Origin of the sequence: Flavobacterium sp. AED (assembly GCF_000812945.1) — a bacterium.
Classification (GTDB): Bacteria; Bacteroidota; Bacteroidia; order Flavobacteriales; family Flavobacteriaceae; genus Flavobacterium.
Genome location: NZ_JSYM01000001.1, coordinates 1,608,540 through 1,625,885, shown reverse-complemented (window position 1 = coordinate 1,625,885; position 17,346 = coordinate 1,608,540). Strand labels below are relative to the sequence as shown.

The window sequence follows — 17,346 nt, the reverse complement described above, 5'->3', positions numbered from 1 at the left end:
ATAAACCAATTTAGCATGAGAACGTTGACAGAATATAAAAACCACTAAACTACTCAAAATAAATTTCATAAAATTGCTATAAACGCTGAATCTGAACTAAAATTATGAAAAAAAATACTTTACTGATTGCACTTTTTTTACTGACGGGAATCACTTATGGACAAACGGCTCAATGGGCGAGGGCAACTGGTGGTCCAGACCAATTAGATATTGGTTCGAATATTCTAGCTGATACTAACGGAAATACCTATGCTTCGGGGATTTTCAGACAAACGACCAATTTCGATTCCGGAAATACAAATATTACTGAGGTAGCGATGCAATATGGCGATGTATATGTCCAAAAATTGAGTCCGACAGGAAGCTTGCTTTGGGTTAAAGTTTTCAAGAACGAAATGCACATGGAGTCATCCTATTTAACGCTTGATGGCAGCAATAATCTGTACCTGACTTCACAATTTACAGGTTCCATTGACCTTAATCCGGGTAACGGAACTGACATCCATACGGTTGTTTCTCCATATCCGAGTGCCTATGTTGTAAAATTAAGCACCAGTGGCGAATACATCTGGGGCAAACATTTTCAATTTGGTTCGATAATTAATTCAGGAATAGAAACTACAGGAATAGAGATTGATAACGAAAACAATATCTTGCTCACAGGAGAATTTCAGAACAGCATAGATTTTGATTTTGGAAATACCATTCAAGCCAGTACAGCGACAGGACGCAACAATTTCATCATGAAAATAGATAAAGAAGGTGGCTTCATTTGGAATAAAATTTTCGCCTCAAACTTATACGGGCGATACAGAATCAACGATATTACCACAGATTCTCAAAACAATATTATTGTAGCTGGTGGTACTTATGGAAATGTTTATCTCAATCCACCGTCAGGAAATTATATTCAGTCTGATTTGAATTACCCTGATTTAGCTATTGTGAAGCTTGGCAGCAATGGCGATTTTATCTGGGCAAAAACTGCACAAGGAACAATGATTGGCAACTATAACTCAGCAGAACAAGCCAATGCAGTTGCGATTGATGCGGATAATAATATTTATTTTTCCGGTAACTTCACCAATCATATTAATCTCGAACCTTCTAATACAAGTTTTGTTCTGGATAGCGGCATCAATGACAGCAGTCAATCGACACCTTTTTTTGGAAAAATGAATTCAGAAAGTAATATGTTGTGGGCAAAAAAGCTCGACGGAGGCACTTCTACCAATTCCAGTGGAAGAACAGCCTCGATTATTGACATCAATGATGACGGTCGTGTGTTCGTTGGTATGAATTATTTGGGAACATTCAATTATACCGTAAATGGTGTTGCGGGAAGTAACACTACTTATAATGATCCATCTCGGGGACAGCAAATGGGAATGTCATTGGCTGAAATCAGTCCATCAAACGGTAATTATCTCAATATGTATCACCTAAAAAACATATGGCATATTTGGTTTCATGGGTTAGATATTAGGAACAACTCGGCTTATATTTCAGGAAGGTTTAGCGCTACTTTGGATTATGGAAATTCAGTCAGTATTACAACTGCAACTGGTGGTTATACCGGGCAAGATGATGCCTTTACTGCTCAGATTTCATACGACAGTTTAGGCATTACTGAAAACGCGCAACCTTCTAATACAATTGTATTATCTCCAAATCCAACACACAATAAATTGAATATCAACACAAACAACCAGAAAATCAAAAAAATAACACTTATTGATTTGACAGGAAAAACACTGGGAAATATCCTGCCTTCTTTGAATGAAAGTATATATAATATCGATGTTTCACAACTAGTCTCCGGAACTTACTTCCTGACAATCTATACAGAAAAAGAAATCATTTCAAAGAAATTTCTGAAATTGTAAGTTTTAAATTATTGGCTAAATTCGTAGCAAATGAAAACAACAACCCCTCCGGCTCCGCAAAGTCTTCATTCAAAGAATAAATTTGTGTCACAAGCTCCAGAATCCTAACAAAACCTAGGAAAGCAATACAACTAGCAATAATTAAAATAATAAATTGACAAAGCATTTAAAATATCTCATTTCTCTCTTTCTGGCTTTTGGCCTGATGGTAAATGATGGTGCTTTAAATTCTCAATCAAATTCAGTAGATTATTATCAATTCTCGAACGTAATTCTAAGAAGAGAATTAAACTATAAAGGTTCGAAATTATATGTTTTTAATCAGATAAATTCGTCTGAAAAAACCTTCCTGTTTCACTTAGCTTATCTCCAATTTCAAGATATTTATAGTTTTAAAATTCCGGTTCTTCAAAAATCACAAACGCTGCTTTATCAAAAAGTACGTTCATTTGCAACGCAACACCTCTTTGTAAATGAAATGATTCCTTCCCCAAACTCCTATAAAAGTTTATACATAGCCTAGAAAATTTCTTTCTACGCATTTATGCAATCCCATGCATAAAGATGATACCAAATGTATAATCATTTATCATTTACAAAATGCATAAACACAACAATAAAACACGTTTAGAGCAATCTAAACGCCCTATTCTTTGGGCCAAAAGAAAAATTATGCTAATTATTACTGCTTTTATGATCGGAATGTCAAACGGAATGAACGTGGGAGACCATACGATTAACGGAAATCAAAACCACACAGAACAACATAAAAAAGACTGATTTGATTGTGTCTTACTATTTTATAACAGTTAGACACAATACAAAAAAGCTAGGGCAATTTTTTCATTTAAAATGTCCACACTTTCAGCCAAACCATTGGGGCTGCTGTTTTTATTTTTTCAGATTAAAGATCATTATCACTTTCTTCTCCGATACCTGTGAGCTCCCACTAATAATGCCAGTCCTAAAACGACTATTGAAAACCACCAAAAAACATGTATTCCCATAAATGAGTAGGATTCCATGTGCATTTCTCCATTACCGATATTAAACATAGCTTATATTTTAGAGATTAAATAAAACTTTAAACAACACAAGATACAAAACGCTATAATCTACCCAAGCTGAGCAAAGTATTTCTCATACTATATAAATACTTCTGTCGTATTTTAATAATTCAAATTTAATCCAAAACCAAATCCCATATCGCTGTCATAATGCGTTGTAATTCCAACATTTCTCTTCACGATATAGCGCAAACCTACCATGTATTCCCTATCGGTATTCCACATTAAATTCATGCGCAATCTTTTGGAAACAGGAATATCCATACGTTCAAATTGCAACCTTAAATTTCCGTCTGTAAACATTTCCACTTGTGCTTTGATTAGCATTGGCAAAATATATTCGACTCCGGCACTGAAAACGGCGCGATTGTCTTTGGTATTGGTTTGACCAAAAAGATTCTCTTCCATTGCTCCCATTTCCATTTTTCGGTACCTCCAGTCAAAACCAATGAACGGCATCAGCCATTGCATTTTCCCAATGTATCGCCCAATATGTGTTTCGGTTTCATAACCGTGATGATCGCTGTAACCCAAACGCCATTCGGTTCCAATACTCCAACGCGTATTTCCTAACATTGCCATTCCATCGTTTCCATTGGTGGCAAAATCATTTTCGGCCATCAAATGAAAAGCGCGATCATCACCAAATAATTTGCGTTGCGCTAATTTCGGATTTGGTATTTCGGGATTAACAGGAGAATTTTCATAAGAGAAAATCCTGCCCATACCGCTCATCATGTGATACAAAATATGGCAATGAAAAAACCAATCGCCACTTTCGGTAGCAGCAAATTCCAAGGTATCGGTTTCCATTGGCATGATATCAATCGTGTTTTTCAATGGTGAATAATCCCCTTGCCCATTAATTACCCTAAAATCATGTCCGTGCAAATGCATCGGATGTCGCATCATCGAATTATTGTGAAGTACCATGCGGATAATTTCTCCTTTTTTAATCAAGATTTTATCAGTTTCCGAAACTACTTTATTATCCAAACTCCAAACATAACGGTTCATATTCCCTGTAAGTTCAAACTTTAATTCTTTTACGGGTGCGTCTTTTGGTAATGTTGTTTTAGTGGGTGATTTCAGCATCACATAATTCAAAGTCGTGATATCTGAAAGTTCATTGCTGTTGTAATCATCTTCAGTCATTTTCATTTTCCCCATGTCATGTGAAGCATGATCCATTTTTTCATCTTTTCTTTGCTCTATATTCTTCCGGCTGTCCTCTTCTTTTCCAGTAATTTCAGGATACATCACCACATTCATATCCATTTTATTGAGTGACATTTGCATTCCCATATCATCTAAATCCCCATTCATTTTCATCATGCCGTTCATCATTTTCATTCCTTCAAAATATTTTAATTTGGGCAAAGGAGAAATTAATTGTTTCACACCATCCCCTAAATACAAGGAAGCTGATTTGGTTCTATCTTCTGAGGTTACTAAAAACTCATACGCCGTTTTATCGGCAGGAATCTTTACAATTACGTCATATGTTTCAGCAACTGGAACAATTAGCCTGTCGACTTCTACAGGCTCCACATCATTTCCATCATTGGCAACGACTGTGATTTTTCCACCGGCATAGGTCAACCAAAAATACGTTGATGCACCTCCATTTGCAATTCGCAATCGGACTTTATCACCCCCTTTTAACTGTGAAAGTTGGCTTTCGTTTTTCCCGTTAATTAGAAATTTATTGTAGTAGACATCACTAACATCCATGGCATTCATTCGCTTCCATTCGTTAGTGACTTTTGTTTTGAAATGCCCCGCTTTTACGGCTTCAGAATAACTTTGTGTTGTCCCTTTTTGAATTGCAAACCAATCAGAAGCGCTATGTAACATTCGATGCACATTTTCAGGCTTCATATCCGTCCATTCACTCAAAATAATTGGAACAGTTAGTAAATTATCTATTCCTTTTCTAAAAGTCGAATCATCTGCTTTTTTATTCATAATAAACAAACCATACATCCCAATTTGTTCCTGCAATCCAGTATGACTATGATACCAATGGGTTCCATTTTGGATAATTGGGAACGTATATTTATGGGTTGTATGTGGTTTGATTGGCATTTGTGTCAAATTAGGAACACCATCATATTGATTCGGCAAAAACAATCCGTGCCAATGCAACGAAGTATCTTCATTTAATTCATTGTGTACATAAATTTCGGCAATATCACCTTCGGTAAAAGTGAGCGTTGGCATGGGAATTTGTCCATTTACGGCAATCGCTCTTTTAGATTTATCGCCAAAAGTAACGATGGTGTCCCGAACATATAAATCGTAACGAACCACTTTTTGCGCCTCAGCATTCAAAGCAAAAATCAAGATTATAATTATGGAGTATTTTTTCATTTTATAGTTTTAAATTTCGCAATCGCAACGCATTGGCAATTACCGAAACCGAGCTAAAACTCATCGCCAAAGCCGCAATCATTGGCGAAAGCAAAACTCCAAAAAACGGATACAAAACACCCGCTGCAATTGGAATTCCCAACACATTATAGAAAAAAGCGAAAAATAAATTTTGCTTAATATTTCGCATCACGGCATGACTTAAGTTTTTGGCTTTTACGATTCCTTGTAAATCTCCTTTCACCAATGTAATTTTAGCACTTTCAATGGCAACATCTGTTCCGGTTCCCATAGCAATTCCTATGTCGGCTTGCGCCAAAGCCGGAGCGTCATTTATTCCATCACCAGCCATAGCTACAATTTTCCCTTCGGATTGCAATCGTTTAATTTCCTTGAGCTTATCTTCGGGCAAACAACCCGCTTTATAAGAACTTAAATTCAATTGTGTCGCCACTGCTTTTGCTGTATTTTCATTATCACCCGTAAGCATAATTACTTCAACTCCTTGACGCATCAGTTCTTTTATAGCCTCGACACTTGTTGTTTTTATAGCATCAGTAATCGATACAAACCCCACCGCTATTCCGTCAACTGAAATATAAGAAACTGTTTTCCCTAGTTTTTGTTCTGCTATAATTTGATTTTCTAACTCTTCAGAAACCGTAGCACTCACCTGTTCTATTAATTTTTTATTTCCAAGAGCCACTTTTTTATTGGTTACCGTACCAATAACCCCTTTTCCGGAAATCGCTTCAAAATCCATTACTTCGATTAATGAAACTCCTTTCGCTTTCGCAAAATTGACTACGGCTTGCGCCAAAGGATGTTCGCTATACTGATTTAAGGAAGCAATACTTTGCAATAGCGAATTTTCATCATTATTTATAGCAAATACTTTTTCAACGGAAGGTTTTCCTTCGGTAATTGTCCCAGTTTTATCTGTAATTAGAACACTCACTTTGTTCATATTTTCCAGTGCTTCGGCATTTTTTATCAAAACCCCTGATTGCGCTCCTTTCCCAACACCAACCATTACTGACATAGGCGTGGCTAATCCCAAAGCACATGGGCACGCAATGATTAATACGGCGATCGCATTAATAAATCCATAAACCAGTGCAGGCTCCGGTCCAAATTTTGCCCAAACAAAAAAGGTTATTACCGATACAAAAACAACAATAGGCACAAAATATTTAGCGATTTTATCCGCTAGTTTTTGGATTGGTGCTTTAGACCTACTGGCAGTATTGACCATTTGTACAATTTGCGAAAGCAAAGTTTCCGAACCTACTTTTTCAGCAATCATCACAAAGGATTTATTTCCGTTTATTGTTCCTGCGATAACGGAATCATCCTTTTTTTTATCAACGGGAATAGGCTCTCCAGAAATCATCGATTCATCAATGGTACTTTCTCCATCGGTGATTTTTCCATCGACCGGAATTTTATCTCCAGGCTTTACACGCAATAAATCTCCTTTTTTGATATCGTGAATTGAAATTACTTTATCCGCGCCATCGCTAACCAAAGTGGCTTCGATTGGTGCTAATTTCAACAATTCTTTTATCGCACCACTGGTTCTACTATGTGCTCTGGCTTCTAATAATTGCCCTAATAAAACTAAAGTCAGTATGACTGTTGTTGCTTCAAAATAGAGTGAAACCGTTCCGTTATGGGTTTTAAATTCATTTGGAAAAATAGTTGGAAAAAACAATCCGACTAAACTAAATAAAAACGCCACTCCTGTACCAATTCCGATAAGGGTAAACATATTGAGATTCCAAGTACTAATGGATTTCCAAGCGCGCTCAAAAAACATCCAACACGCATAAAAAACTACTGGAAGCGATAAAATTAGCTGTACCAAATTCCATTTTGAAACATCCATAATTTTCATTAATGGATTATTCGGAATCATATCCGACATGGTAATTAAGAACACTGGAACTGTAAAAATCACTGCGATTTTCATTTTACGCACCAAGTCATTATACACCTTATTTTCTTCAGAATCAGTAGGCTCCATCGGCACTAAATCCATTCCACAAATAGGACAGGAACCGGGACCTTCTTTAATTATTTCAGGATGCATAGGACAAGTGTACAACGTTTTACTGTTTGTCAATGCTGCTTCTTTGACCAAATCCATTCCACAAACTGGGCAACTTCCTGATTTATCATAGACTTTTTCGCCCTCACAATGCATCGGACAATAGTATTTGCCTTGCGCATTATCGGGTAAAGTTATTGTCGTTTTCTCTAGTTGTTTATTCGAACTGCAACATGAATTTTCCATTGATTTCTCAGTTGTTCCATGAGAATCACCCCCGTTATTCATTGTAATTGCATAGTTTCCGATGGTAGTTAAAGCCTCTTGTAATTGAGTTGTAGGAATGTGTTTATCCATTGTTATAGTCGCCATTGGCGGATCTAGAGTAACTGTTGCTTGAATTTCATCGATAGCATTCAATGTTTTTTCTACTTTGGAACGACAACCGTCGCAAGACATTCCGGTGACTGTATAGGTATGTTTCATAATGTTGAATTAAAAAAAATCGGTTCTATAAAAAATTATAGAACCGATTTGAAAAAACTTTAGTGTTGATGATTCTCTACTTTTTTATCACTATCTGTTGGAGTCATTTGCATTCCACATTTAGGACATTTTCCAGATTTATCACTCATTTCTTTGGGATGCATTGGACAAGAATATGCCGGTTTTTCAACTTTTTCAGGAGTCATTTTCATTCCGCATTTAGAACATTTTCCTGGTTTATCAGAAGTTGTGCCATCCATTTGACAAACGTATTTTGAAACCACTTCTGTTTTTCTCCCTTTACCCGAGGTGTCGTGTTTTAATGTTTTTACCAATTTCATTCCACATTTACTGCACTCTCCTTCTTTATTACTCATTTCATCCGGATGCATTGGACACACAAACATCCCTTTATGAGTTTCCTTTTGGGAAGATTTTACAGCTTCTTGAGCTGATGCCATTGAATTCACTGCTAAGAATACGCTTAGTACGATAATTAATTTTTTCATTTTTTCTATTATTAAAATATTAAACTAAAGATTCATTTCTACAAATCAAAGGTACAAGACCTTCTATTTTGACTTGTTGTAGAATTTTGGAAATGATTTGTAAATTTTACAACCCATCAATTTGCAATCTGTTATTTTCTTTTAATTGTTTAAAATGAGTTGGCGTTACGCCCGTAATTTTTTTAAACTGATTACTCAAATGCGCTACATCGCTGTAATTCAACTTAATTGCAATTTCACTTAGTGTTAATTCCTTATACATTAATAATTCCTTTACTTTTTCAATCTTTTGAGCAATAAAATAATGCTCAATAGTCGTTCCCTGAACTTCCGAAAACAAATTACTTAAAGTGTTGTAATCTTGCCCTAATTGCTCTGACAAATAGCTTGACAAATTAGTTTTTAATTCATTATTTTGATGATGAACCAAATTAACAATTAGGCATTTAACCTTCTCAATAGTTATAGTCGTTTTATCCTCTAATAATTCAAATCCAAGTGATTGCAACTTTTTTTCTAAATCTTGCTTCTGATTGTCTTTGAAATTGCCTAATAATTCGACTTCACCTAACTCAACTGAAACTGGAAAAATTTCAATTTTTTCGAGTTCTGCTTTCACAACCATTTTACAGCGATCGCATACCATATTTTTAATATAGAGCTTCATAATTATTGAATCATTTTTTCTATTCTACCGCAGCTTAACATTTCGGAACCATAATACGGATTTCTAATTTCTTTGATTTCACTTATCCAATAGCCGCTTTTTCCTTCATCATACATTGGACAATAATCCTGATACAATTTTTGTTTTGTTCCAAAGGTTTTTATCAAATCATTTACATCTTTACTCAGCATTGCAAAATGCGCTCTTTGTTGATCGATTTTCCCTACAGTGTTACCAATAAGTTTAGCATGTTCTTTAGCATCAGCCGCAATATCATTGTATTTCTTTTTTAGTTTTGCATCCAATGTATTTGTTCCAGCCTCATTTAAAGCTACTACTATTGATTTAGTCGCATTGGCCGCAGCTTTAGAATCGTCTTTTATCAATGCATTTTTAAGTTTTAAATAGCTGCTTACAATTTCATCAATAGCAAATGAAGAGGAAATAACTGGTTTCGTTTCAGCTTCAGGTCTAACAATAGTAGTTATTTTTGTTTCGGTTTTCGGAATTTTAGCAACAGGTTCTGTCAATTCCATTCCGCACTTAGAACATGCTTCTCCTTTTTTTCCTGTAATTTCAGGATGCATGGAACAGGCATATAATTCTGAAGAACTCTTAGCTGTTTCAGTATTTATTGTTTCGGCTTGCTTATTCTTTGGGTTACAAGCTATAAATAAGAATGTGCATGCAATCGAGGAAAGGATTATATTTTTCATGTTTTATGTTTTATGTTTACTGATTATTAATTTTATTTTAAAGTCCTTGCTATAATTCACTCCTGCAAATTACTTAATCGTTTCAATCGTTTTACCACAACTCAACATTTGAGAACCATAATAAGGGTTTTTAATAGCGTCCTCTTTGCTCAACCAATTAGCACCTTTTCCATCATTAAACATTGGACAATTATTATAATAAATTGTCTCGTTCATTTTTGATACTTTTATTAATGCATACATATTTTTTGAAAGAGTAGCAAAATGATCTCGTTGGTGTTTTATATCTTGCGTTCCAGAAATATGTTCGGCATCTTCTTTCAACTCATTCATAACTTTCATCCAAACCAAGTGAACATCCATCGGCAGTTCATCCATTTTTACCATATTCAATGCGGTTAATAAATCTTTTGCTATCAATGAAACCGCTTTACCATCCGTTTTTACCAAACCATCTTTCAACAAAAAGTACCTATCAAAAACTGGTTTCAATTGATTATTCGTTTTCTGTTCTTGATTTAGAGTCCCTGAATTTTTATCGTGACTTTCATGATTTGTCATGGTTCCCATTTGCTTCGCCTGTTCGCTATTGCTCAGGTCATTTTTAGTTTCGGATGTAACAGCCACTTTAGCTTCTCTGTCGTATTGACAACATCCAGGAAGATTATTATAAGCTGTCTCTGGAGCAAGAAAGCTGTTGCTGTCATAACCTGCCAAAGCAATGCGTTTTAATATTTCCTCTTGATTTGTTTTTTGTGAATCATAGGTCAGGAGAGCCATTTTGGTATCTTTATTCCAATCTACCTGTGCTATCTTTTTTAAATTTCCGGCTTTCTCTATCGTTGTTTTACACATTCCGCAATTCCCATAAATTTTAACCGTTTCGGTTTTGATATTTTTTATTTGTGCGTTAGCGATTGTGACTGAAAGCAATACTATAATTGCCGTCACTATTTTTTTTATTGAGTTCATTGTTTTAATAATTTTGAAGTGAGTTTGTGACAAACAAAATCGGAGCAATGGTTTGCATTGCTAAAAATTGAATTTGACTATAAATTTAATGATTTTAAAGCATTAACGCTTTGAATTAAGCAGACTTATGGCTTACTAAAAAGGAATTTAGCTTATTTTAGGTGGAAGCCAAACGGATCGGAAATCAGAAGAAATAAAGATTTCTGAATAATAGTAATTTTGTTTTTCTGAAGAAAAACTAACGTTTTTATTGTTTAAATCGGTGTAAAATAATGAAGTTAAACCCAAATGAATTGCAGGACAACTGCAGGAAACACTCTTGCAAGCTCCATTACAACCATCATGTGATTCCTTTTTCGAAGAATGTTCTTTGTTACAACAGTCAGCCTTCTCCGTTTTTGAAGAAGCCTCTTTTTTGCAACATGCTTTCTCTGATTTAGTTCCACATGCAAAAGCTACGCTCGGTGTCATAAAGAAACCAAACACAACAAATAGCACTATGTAAAACTTTTTCGACATTGATCAAGCGATTTATAGAACAAAGGTATTAAATCAACAATCATTGTGAATTTATTCACTCACAAATAGGTGTTAAAATAATTTATTATTTTCCTTCTCCCAATATCCCATTCATGATGGATTGTGAAACAGACAATATGATACTGAAAAGAAAGGCGGTCCAAAACGAATCAACGCTAAACCCACCTACAATATTGGTACACAACAAGATAATTAATGCATTGATGACTAATAAAAACAAACCCAAAGTAAGAATGGTAACTGGTAATGTTAATATCACCAATATTGGTTTGATAAATATATTAAGTAAACCCAAAACAACCGCTACAATTAATGCTGTAGTAAATCCAGCCACATGAACCCCTGGCATAAAATGGGAAATTAGCAGCACTAATCCTGAAGTAACAAGAATTCTAATCAATAAATTCATAGTTTTTTGTTTTAAAATTTTAATAAATGTAAGAAAAATTTAAATCCGATTAATTTATTTTAGAAACGAGATAACCGTTTCATAAAAAACAATAGGATTTTCGGCGTGAAGCCAGTGTCCTACGTTAGGAATTGTTTCGACTGTTGCCGTTGGAAAATGGAATTTTATATTTTCGAAATCGCTGTCCAAAATATAATTGGAATTCCCACCACGAATGAACAAAGTTGGTTTCTCGAAAATTAAATTTTCTGGCAATGGAACTCCTATTTCATCCATTTTAGTATTGAAAACTTCCAAATTAAATCGGAATGCGAGTTGTCCCGGCTCTTGCCAATACAAATTTTTCATCAGGAATTGTCGTGTCCCAAAATCAGGAATGTATTTTGCCATAATTTCCTCGACTTCGTTGCGACTTGGTTTTATTGAAAAATCAACTGCATTTAATCCCGCCAAAATATCCTGATGGTGTTGTGGATAAAATTTTGGTCCAATGTCCGCGACAATCAATTTGTCTACTAATTCGGGATGCGTTGTTGCCAAAAGCATGGCTACTTTCCCGCCCATTGAATGCCCAATGATATTGATGTTTTCTAAAGTATGGGCTTGACAATATTCAAAAACATCCTGAACCATGATTTCATAACTGAATTCTTCTGAATGTAGACTTCTGCCGTGATTGCGTAAATCGAGAATGTGAACTTGAAAATCAGCAGCAAATTGTGTTCCGAGTGTTTTCCAATTGTCAGACATTCCAAGAAATCCGTGGAGAATTAAAAGTGGTTGTCCTGAACCTTCTATTTTTGAGTAGAGCATATTAATTTAAAATTTATTTTTTAGAACCGAAACATCTTACAAAGATAAAAATCTAATTTCATCTGATGAGTATATTCTAATTAGGTTTTTTAGTGAATATCACTAAAAGTGGGTATTGTAAGAATATTCTAATTATTTTAGTTTTGTCATAGATTAAAATTGTAGGTTATTTTTTAATAAAAACCTTTAGTTTCCAATCTATCATAAAATCAAACTATAACGGTTTGATTCCATTTATTTCTAACTTCAAATTTACCCCATGATTAAAAAAATCATTTTCTTTTCAGTGATTATTTCACAACTTACAATCTCTTGTAGTAATAATGATGAACCTGCCAATCTTCCTGAAGAAAGCCTAAGCGAGCAAATTGCAAATATTACTACACAACCATATTCCAAATTAACTCCATCTCAACAAAAAGTAAAATTAGAAGCAGAAGCCAATGATATGTTAGTTCAAATGGACAAATCAAAAACATCTGGAGCGATTGAGGCCATACAAAATCTTGGGAATTTATTAAGTATTAATTCTGTAGACATATTCAATGGAAAAAATGACAATCAGATAGAAGACATCCTAAATGTTTCTGATGTATATGGGATTTACACATGGAATAATTCGAAACAAATTTGGATTAAAACGACATCTACTACTGAATTAAAATTTATTTTCCCTGCAAAAGCAAGCCAAACTGCAAACAACGCATCGTTATCCTCTAAAAGTACTTCTTCAAACATAAAAATAAAACTTGAAGACACTTACGGAAACTGGGTATATGATCCAAAAACTGATGATTATATTCAAACTCCATCTATAAATGACGAGTTTTATTTACCTACTTCGGTTGATGCAACTTTAACTATTGATAATGTACAAGCTGCTACTTTTGCAACGAACGCAAAATATACTGGTACAGTAGAAACGCCAAACGAATCTAGTTTTAAAATGGTTTTGAACGATGGATATACATATGAAATCAGCGGGAGTAAGAAAGCAACACAAAACACTGCAAAATCTTCTTTTACGTATAACGGGAAAAATTTAGTTTCGTTTACCTCCGGAAGTACTGCTGATATTGATGCTTTAATAAAAGATGATAATCTTATTCAATACCAAGGTAAAGCAAATGGTTTAATTCAAATCATGGATAACTTTATCATCGTAGCCGATATGGATATCACTACACAAACTAAAGATGAGGAAGCTTTAGACAAAAGCTTAGTTTATCCTGATTATCCTGATTATCAAAGCTCTAAAGCTGACTTCAAAGCCTACTACACAGCTGAAAACACATACAATAAAAAGTATTCTGAAGGCAATGTGATTAATTCCAATAAAAACGCGAAACTAATTTTAGTATCTAAAAAAGACGGAACTAAGATAGCTGACGTTATCTACCGTTCAGAAAAAGGATATAGCTATGATAATGAATTACCTGTATGGGTTGCTGATAATTCTACCGCTGGTGGATATTGGTCATATAATGGTAATGGTGAGATAATTACTATGCAATATTACGATGAAGTGCTTTACTTGAAGTTTGGCGATGGGACTGAAGTTGCTATGAGCTCTTACTTTTCGACAGGATTTGATGATCTTGAAACTAAATTTGAGAATTTCTTAAAATCTTTTGAAAGATAAATAATTTAAACTTTTGATTTAAAGCCGAACTGAAAATTACTCAGTTCGGCTTTATTTTTTTGGAGGTGTTTTAACTAATATCGTGTTTTGACCGTAGCCAGCCCAAATACCAATCCCTCCTTTAATGTTTGATTTCAGACTTGTGTTAGATGGATAAATAGGATTTCTACTGTTGACAATTTCATTCTGCCAACTATTCCAAAAATCAAATGCGTCTTTATTCATAGTTCTTAATTTCACAAAAATTAAATCTCCGTCTGTAAAATAGGGTTTGAATTTAGTTTTAGGAAAAAGCAACACACCTCTATTCACTTGCAGAGAAATTTTTGACGAATCAAAATTTTTATCATCTAGATTACCATAAAAAGCGGGAACAAAAATAGGCTCTTGTCCATCTAATCTTGTTGCAACTTGATAGTAATTTTTTTCATTTAGAGGATCGTCAAATTTCACAAAAACATATCCAGTGGAATCCGTGGTATTCTTTTTTATAAATTCTGCACTGGTAAGAGCCACTGTTTTAGGTATAATTGTACTTGCTGCAACTATTCGGTTTAAATATTCTATTTTCAACGTATAAGTTTTGCCCGCTATTCCTTTTAATACTGTTCCAAAATAAACAAACGGGGGAACTCTATCTTTATCGTTTTTAACTCGTAAAACCTCTATTGTTTGACCATCAGAAACAGTAACTTTTGCAGAACGTATCACATGATCTAAAACATTAGTTGAATCAACAACATCACTTATAGGAATACTACTAGACAATATAACTTGAGGAACGTCTCCTTCTTCAATCCAACCTTCAACAACTATCTTTGACTCAAGATCAATTTCATTACCAATAGTATCGTTATTACAACTGAATGCTATTATTAAAAAGAATAAATAATATTTTTTCATCATTTAAAATTTAAATCTCCAACTTATTGAAGGAAGTATTCTGTACAAGACCTTGTTTTCAGGCTTTACAATGACACTGTCTTTATTTTCATTAACAGTAACATTCAAAACGACATAAATAGGATTTTCTATATTGAAAGTATTATAAACCGAAAAATTTAACGCACTTTCCTTTTTTGCTGTTTTAATAAAAAAATAATTAACAGAAACATCTGTCCGAATGTAATTTGGCATTTGAGCGTTATTATACTCTGAATACTCTTTGACGGGGTTATTATTTATAAAATACCATGATGTTGGCATTGTAAAACGATTCCCAGAACTGAAAATTTGTGTAACTCCAAAATTCCATTTTGAATTTAAATCATACATTCCTACAAGTGACAAATTATGACGTCTGTCGTATTTAGCAAAATAGGTATTTCCATTATTGAATTCATCAAAATTTCTATTGGACCAACTCAAAGTATAACTCAACCATCCCTTGAACTTTCCATTATTCTTTCTCAGCATCATTTCTAAACCATATGCTTTTCCATTTCCAAGAAGCAAATCCTTTTTTAATGTTGAGATTTCATTAAACTGAGTGACTCCATAAGGATATTCTAACAAATTTTTCATTGAACGATAAAAGCCTCCTAATGAGGATGTAATATTTCTTGAAATAGTTTGGTTAGAACCAATAGAAAATTCATTTGAAGATTGCGATGGAATTCCGTCTGAACTTGCAATCCAAAAATCCGTTGGAATCCCTACACTTGAAGTAGTTATTAGATTTAAATATTGATTTTGTCTATTATATGAAGCATAAACCGAGAACTTTTTATCTGGATAATAATTTAACACAATACGAGGTTGTAAATGCAAGAATGAATTAGACTTTAATCCTGAACTATAATAGTTAATTCTTAAACCTAATTCTGCAATTAAATTATCGCCCAATTTAGGTTTTGCAGTTGCAAAAACAGCAAGTTCGTTTGCTTTAATTAAGTTATTTTGCTCTGTATTATTATCCGCGCCTAGATTCTCTATTTGAATTTTTTGCGGTTGTAAATTGTGAAAAACGTATTGCAAACCCGATTCGAAAGGTATTTCTTTAACAAAAAAGCGAACTGAATTTGTAAATCCAAAATCCTGAACATAGGATGAAACTCCCATTTGAATTGTAGATTGTTTCATATTTAACTCATTAGTATATTGAGTAAAGTAAATAGCATTTGACATGCTCGTTTTAGGAGATAATTTAGAAATCAATGTAGGAGACACTGCAAAATTATCCCATTTCAAACTGGATTGTAGAGTCAAATTAGAATCTTTAATTTTTAGTTTATCAGAACTTATAAAAGCATCGAGCGTCAACAAGCTATTTTTAGAGATCTCTGTAATAAAGGTTAAATTACTATCCAAAAAACCATATTTCATATCTTGAACATCTTTATTTTTTGATCCTGAATTTAATATTGGAGCTATAACCTCATCAATATATGTTTTTCTACCTGAGATAAAAAGTCCTGATTTTTTAGTAATAGGAATTGCCAAAGTCAACTGAGATGCTAATAATCCAATATTCCCCTGAATTGTTACTTGCGGAGGGACTTTTTTATTAGGAATCAATAAAGTAGTAGAACTTAAACGCCCTCCATATTTTGCATTAGAACTTGATTTATCAAATTCTACTTCTTGTATATGGTCTGTATTATAAAAAGGAAAAACACCTAATAAATGAGACATCCCATATATTGGGGTCCCACCATATACTATTGCATTGTGGCCAGGATCACCACCTCTAACGTACAAATATCCATTTGCATCACCTGAATTCTGTACACCGGGTGTTAATTGTAAAAGCTTAATTATATCTGTTGTTCCAAGAACAGTGGGTACTGAAGATAATTCTTTTAGATTAAAATATAATTTACCTCCTGACAGAGTTTTTATAGAATTTTTCTTACTATTAGAAACTACAACCTCCTTCAAAAACGAAATATCTTTTTCTAATACTATAGAAAGTATGGTATCCTTCTTCAAATCAAAATTCAACTCTTTTTCTAAATAACCCAAATAATTAATCGTTACCCTAACTAATCCTAATTTAAGGTCTGCAGAAAATGTCCCTAAAGTATCACTTTGAGAATATTTTTTTTGATCTTTTACATTAAAACCAATACTAGCTCCAATTAAATTCAACTTTTCAGCTGACTTTACATTCCCAAAGATTGTAGCCTTTGATTGCGCAAATAAATTAGAAAAACAGAACAAACAAAATAAAATAATTGATTTCAAAAAGTATGATTTTAACAAGAAAAATGCTAA

Annotated in this window: 16 protein-coding genes; 4 read left to right on the top strand and 12 right to left on the bottom strand. The window is 33.8% G+C overall.

The window, feature by feature from the left end; translation table 11 throughout:
• Positions 1–104: 104 nt before the first annotated feature.
• From OA85_RS07205 to OA85_RS07190, 3 genes are all read left to right on the top strand, one after another.
• Positions 105–1,886, top strand: coding sequence for a T9SS type A sorting domain-containing protein (locus OA85_RS07205; RefSeq protein WP_039108845.1), 1,782 nt, complete (start codon positions 105–107; stop codon positions 1,884–1,886).
• 154 nt (positions 1,887–2,040) lie between these two features.
• The gene (locus OA85_RS07195) at positions 2,041–2,409 is read left to right on the top strand and encodes a hypothetical protein (protein WP_156129418.1); all 369 of its coding nucleotides are present in this window, start codon (positions 2,041–2,043) and stop codon (positions 2,407–2,409) included.
• A 77-nt stretch (positions 2,410–2,486) separates the two neighbouring features.
• Positions 2,487–2,666, top strand: a complete 180-nt coding sequence (locus OA85_RS07190) for a hypothetical protein (protein ID WP_039108842.1) — start codon at positions 2,487–2,489, stop codon at positions 2,664–2,666.
• Positions 2,667–2,803: 137 nt separating this feature from the next.
• On the opposite strand, the gene OA85_RS17365 is transcribed toward OA85_RS07190, so the two are convergent.
• From OA85_RS17365 to OA85_RS07145, 10 genes are all read right to left on the bottom strand, one after another.
• Positions 2,804–2,941: a hypothetical protein gene (locus tag OA85_RS17365; RefSeq protein WP_156129417.1), complete on the bottom strand. Its 138-nt coding sequence runs from the start codon at positions 2,939–2,941 to the stop codon at positions 2,804–2,806.
• A gap of 114 nt (positions 2,942–3,055) precedes the next feature.
• Positions 3,056–5,326 (bottom strand): multicopper oxidase domain-containing protein, encoded by a 2,271-nt coding sequence (locus OA85_RS07185; protein WP_039108841.1) that lies wholly within the window; start codon positions 5,324–5,326, stop codon positions 3,056–3,058.
• Between the two features lies 1 nt (position 5,327).
• Positions 5,328–7,862, bottom strand: a complete 2,535-nt coding sequence (locus OA85_RS07180) for a heavy metal translocating P-type ATPase (RefSeq protein WP_039108840.1) — start codon at positions 7,860–7,862, stop codon at positions 5,328–5,330.
• Positions 7,863–7,921: 59 nt separating this feature from the next.
• Positions 7,922–8,371, bottom strand: coding sequence for a heavy metal-binding domain-containing protein (locus tag OA85_RS07175; protein WP_039108839.1), 450 nt, complete (start codon positions 8,369–8,371; stop codon positions 7,922–7,924).
• Positions 8,372–8,477: 106 nt separating this feature from the next.
• Positions 8,478–9,038 carry an AraC family transcriptional regulator gene (locus OA85_RS07170; RefSeq protein WP_039108838.1) on the bottom strand — a complete coding sequence of 187 codons (561 nt, stop codon included), beginning with the start codon at positions 9,036–9,038 and terminating at the stop codon, positions 8,478–8,480.
• A gap of 2 nt (positions 9,039–9,040) precedes the next feature.
• A complete protein-coding gene (locus OA85_RS07165) occupies positions 9,041–9,754 on the bottom strand; it encodes a DUF3347 domain-containing protein (protein WP_039108837.1) in 714 nt (237 codons plus the stop codon).
• 69 nt (positions 9,755–9,823) lie between these two features.
• Entirely contained in the window at positions 9,824–10,726 is a 903-nt protein-coding gene (locus OA85_RS07160) for a DUF3347 domain-containing protein (RefSeq protein ID WP_039108835.1), read from the bottom strand.
• Positions 10,727–10,873: 147 nt separating this feature from the next.
• The gene (locus tag OA85_RS07155; RefSeq protein ID WP_156129416.1) at positions 10,874–11,245 is read right to left on the bottom strand and encodes a hypothetical protein; all 372 of its coding nucleotides are present in this window, start codon (positions 11,243–11,245) and stop codon (positions 10,874–10,876) included.
• A gap of 85 nt (positions 11,246–11,330) precedes the next feature.
• Complete coding sequence (locus OA85_RS07150; RefSeq protein ID WP_039108833.1) at positions 11,331–11,675, bottom strand: phage holin family protein; 345 nt, start codon at positions 11,673–11,675, stop codon at positions 11,331–11,333.
• A gap of 54 nt (positions 11,676–11,729) precedes the next feature.
• Positions 11,730–12,488: an alpha/beta fold hydrolase gene (locus tag OA85_RS07145; protein ID WP_039108832.1), complete on the bottom strand. Its 759-nt coding sequence runs from the start codon at positions 12,486–12,488 to the stop codon at positions 11,730–11,732.
• Between the two features lie 259 nt (positions 12,489–12,747).
• Between OA85_RS07145 and OA85_RS07140 the strand changes: the two genes are divergently transcribed.
• Positions 12,748–14,130, top strand: coding sequence for a hypothetical protein (locus tag OA85_RS07140; RefSeq protein ID WP_039108831.1), 1,383 nt, complete (start codon positions 12,748–12,750; stop codon positions 14,128–14,130).
• 51 nt (positions 14,131–14,181) lie between these two features.
• Here the strand turns inward: OA85_RS07140 and OA85_RS07135 are convergent, their stop codons facing one another.
• Together OA85_RS07135 and OA85_RS07130 are read right to left on the bottom strand one after the other, a co-directional pair.
• Positions 14,182–15,036: a DUF4249 domain-containing protein gene (locus OA85_RS07135; RefSeq protein WP_231557085.1), complete on the bottom strand. Its 855-nt coding sequence runs from the start codon at positions 15,034–15,036 to the stop codon at positions 14,182–14,184.
• Positions 15,037–17,316: a TonB-dependent siderophore receptor gene (locus OA85_RS07130; protein ID WP_039108830.1), complete on the bottom strand. Its 2,280-nt coding sequence runs from the start codon at positions 17,314–17,316 to the stop codon at positions 15,037–15,039.
• Between the last annotated feature and the right edge of the window lie 30 nt (positions 17,317–17,346).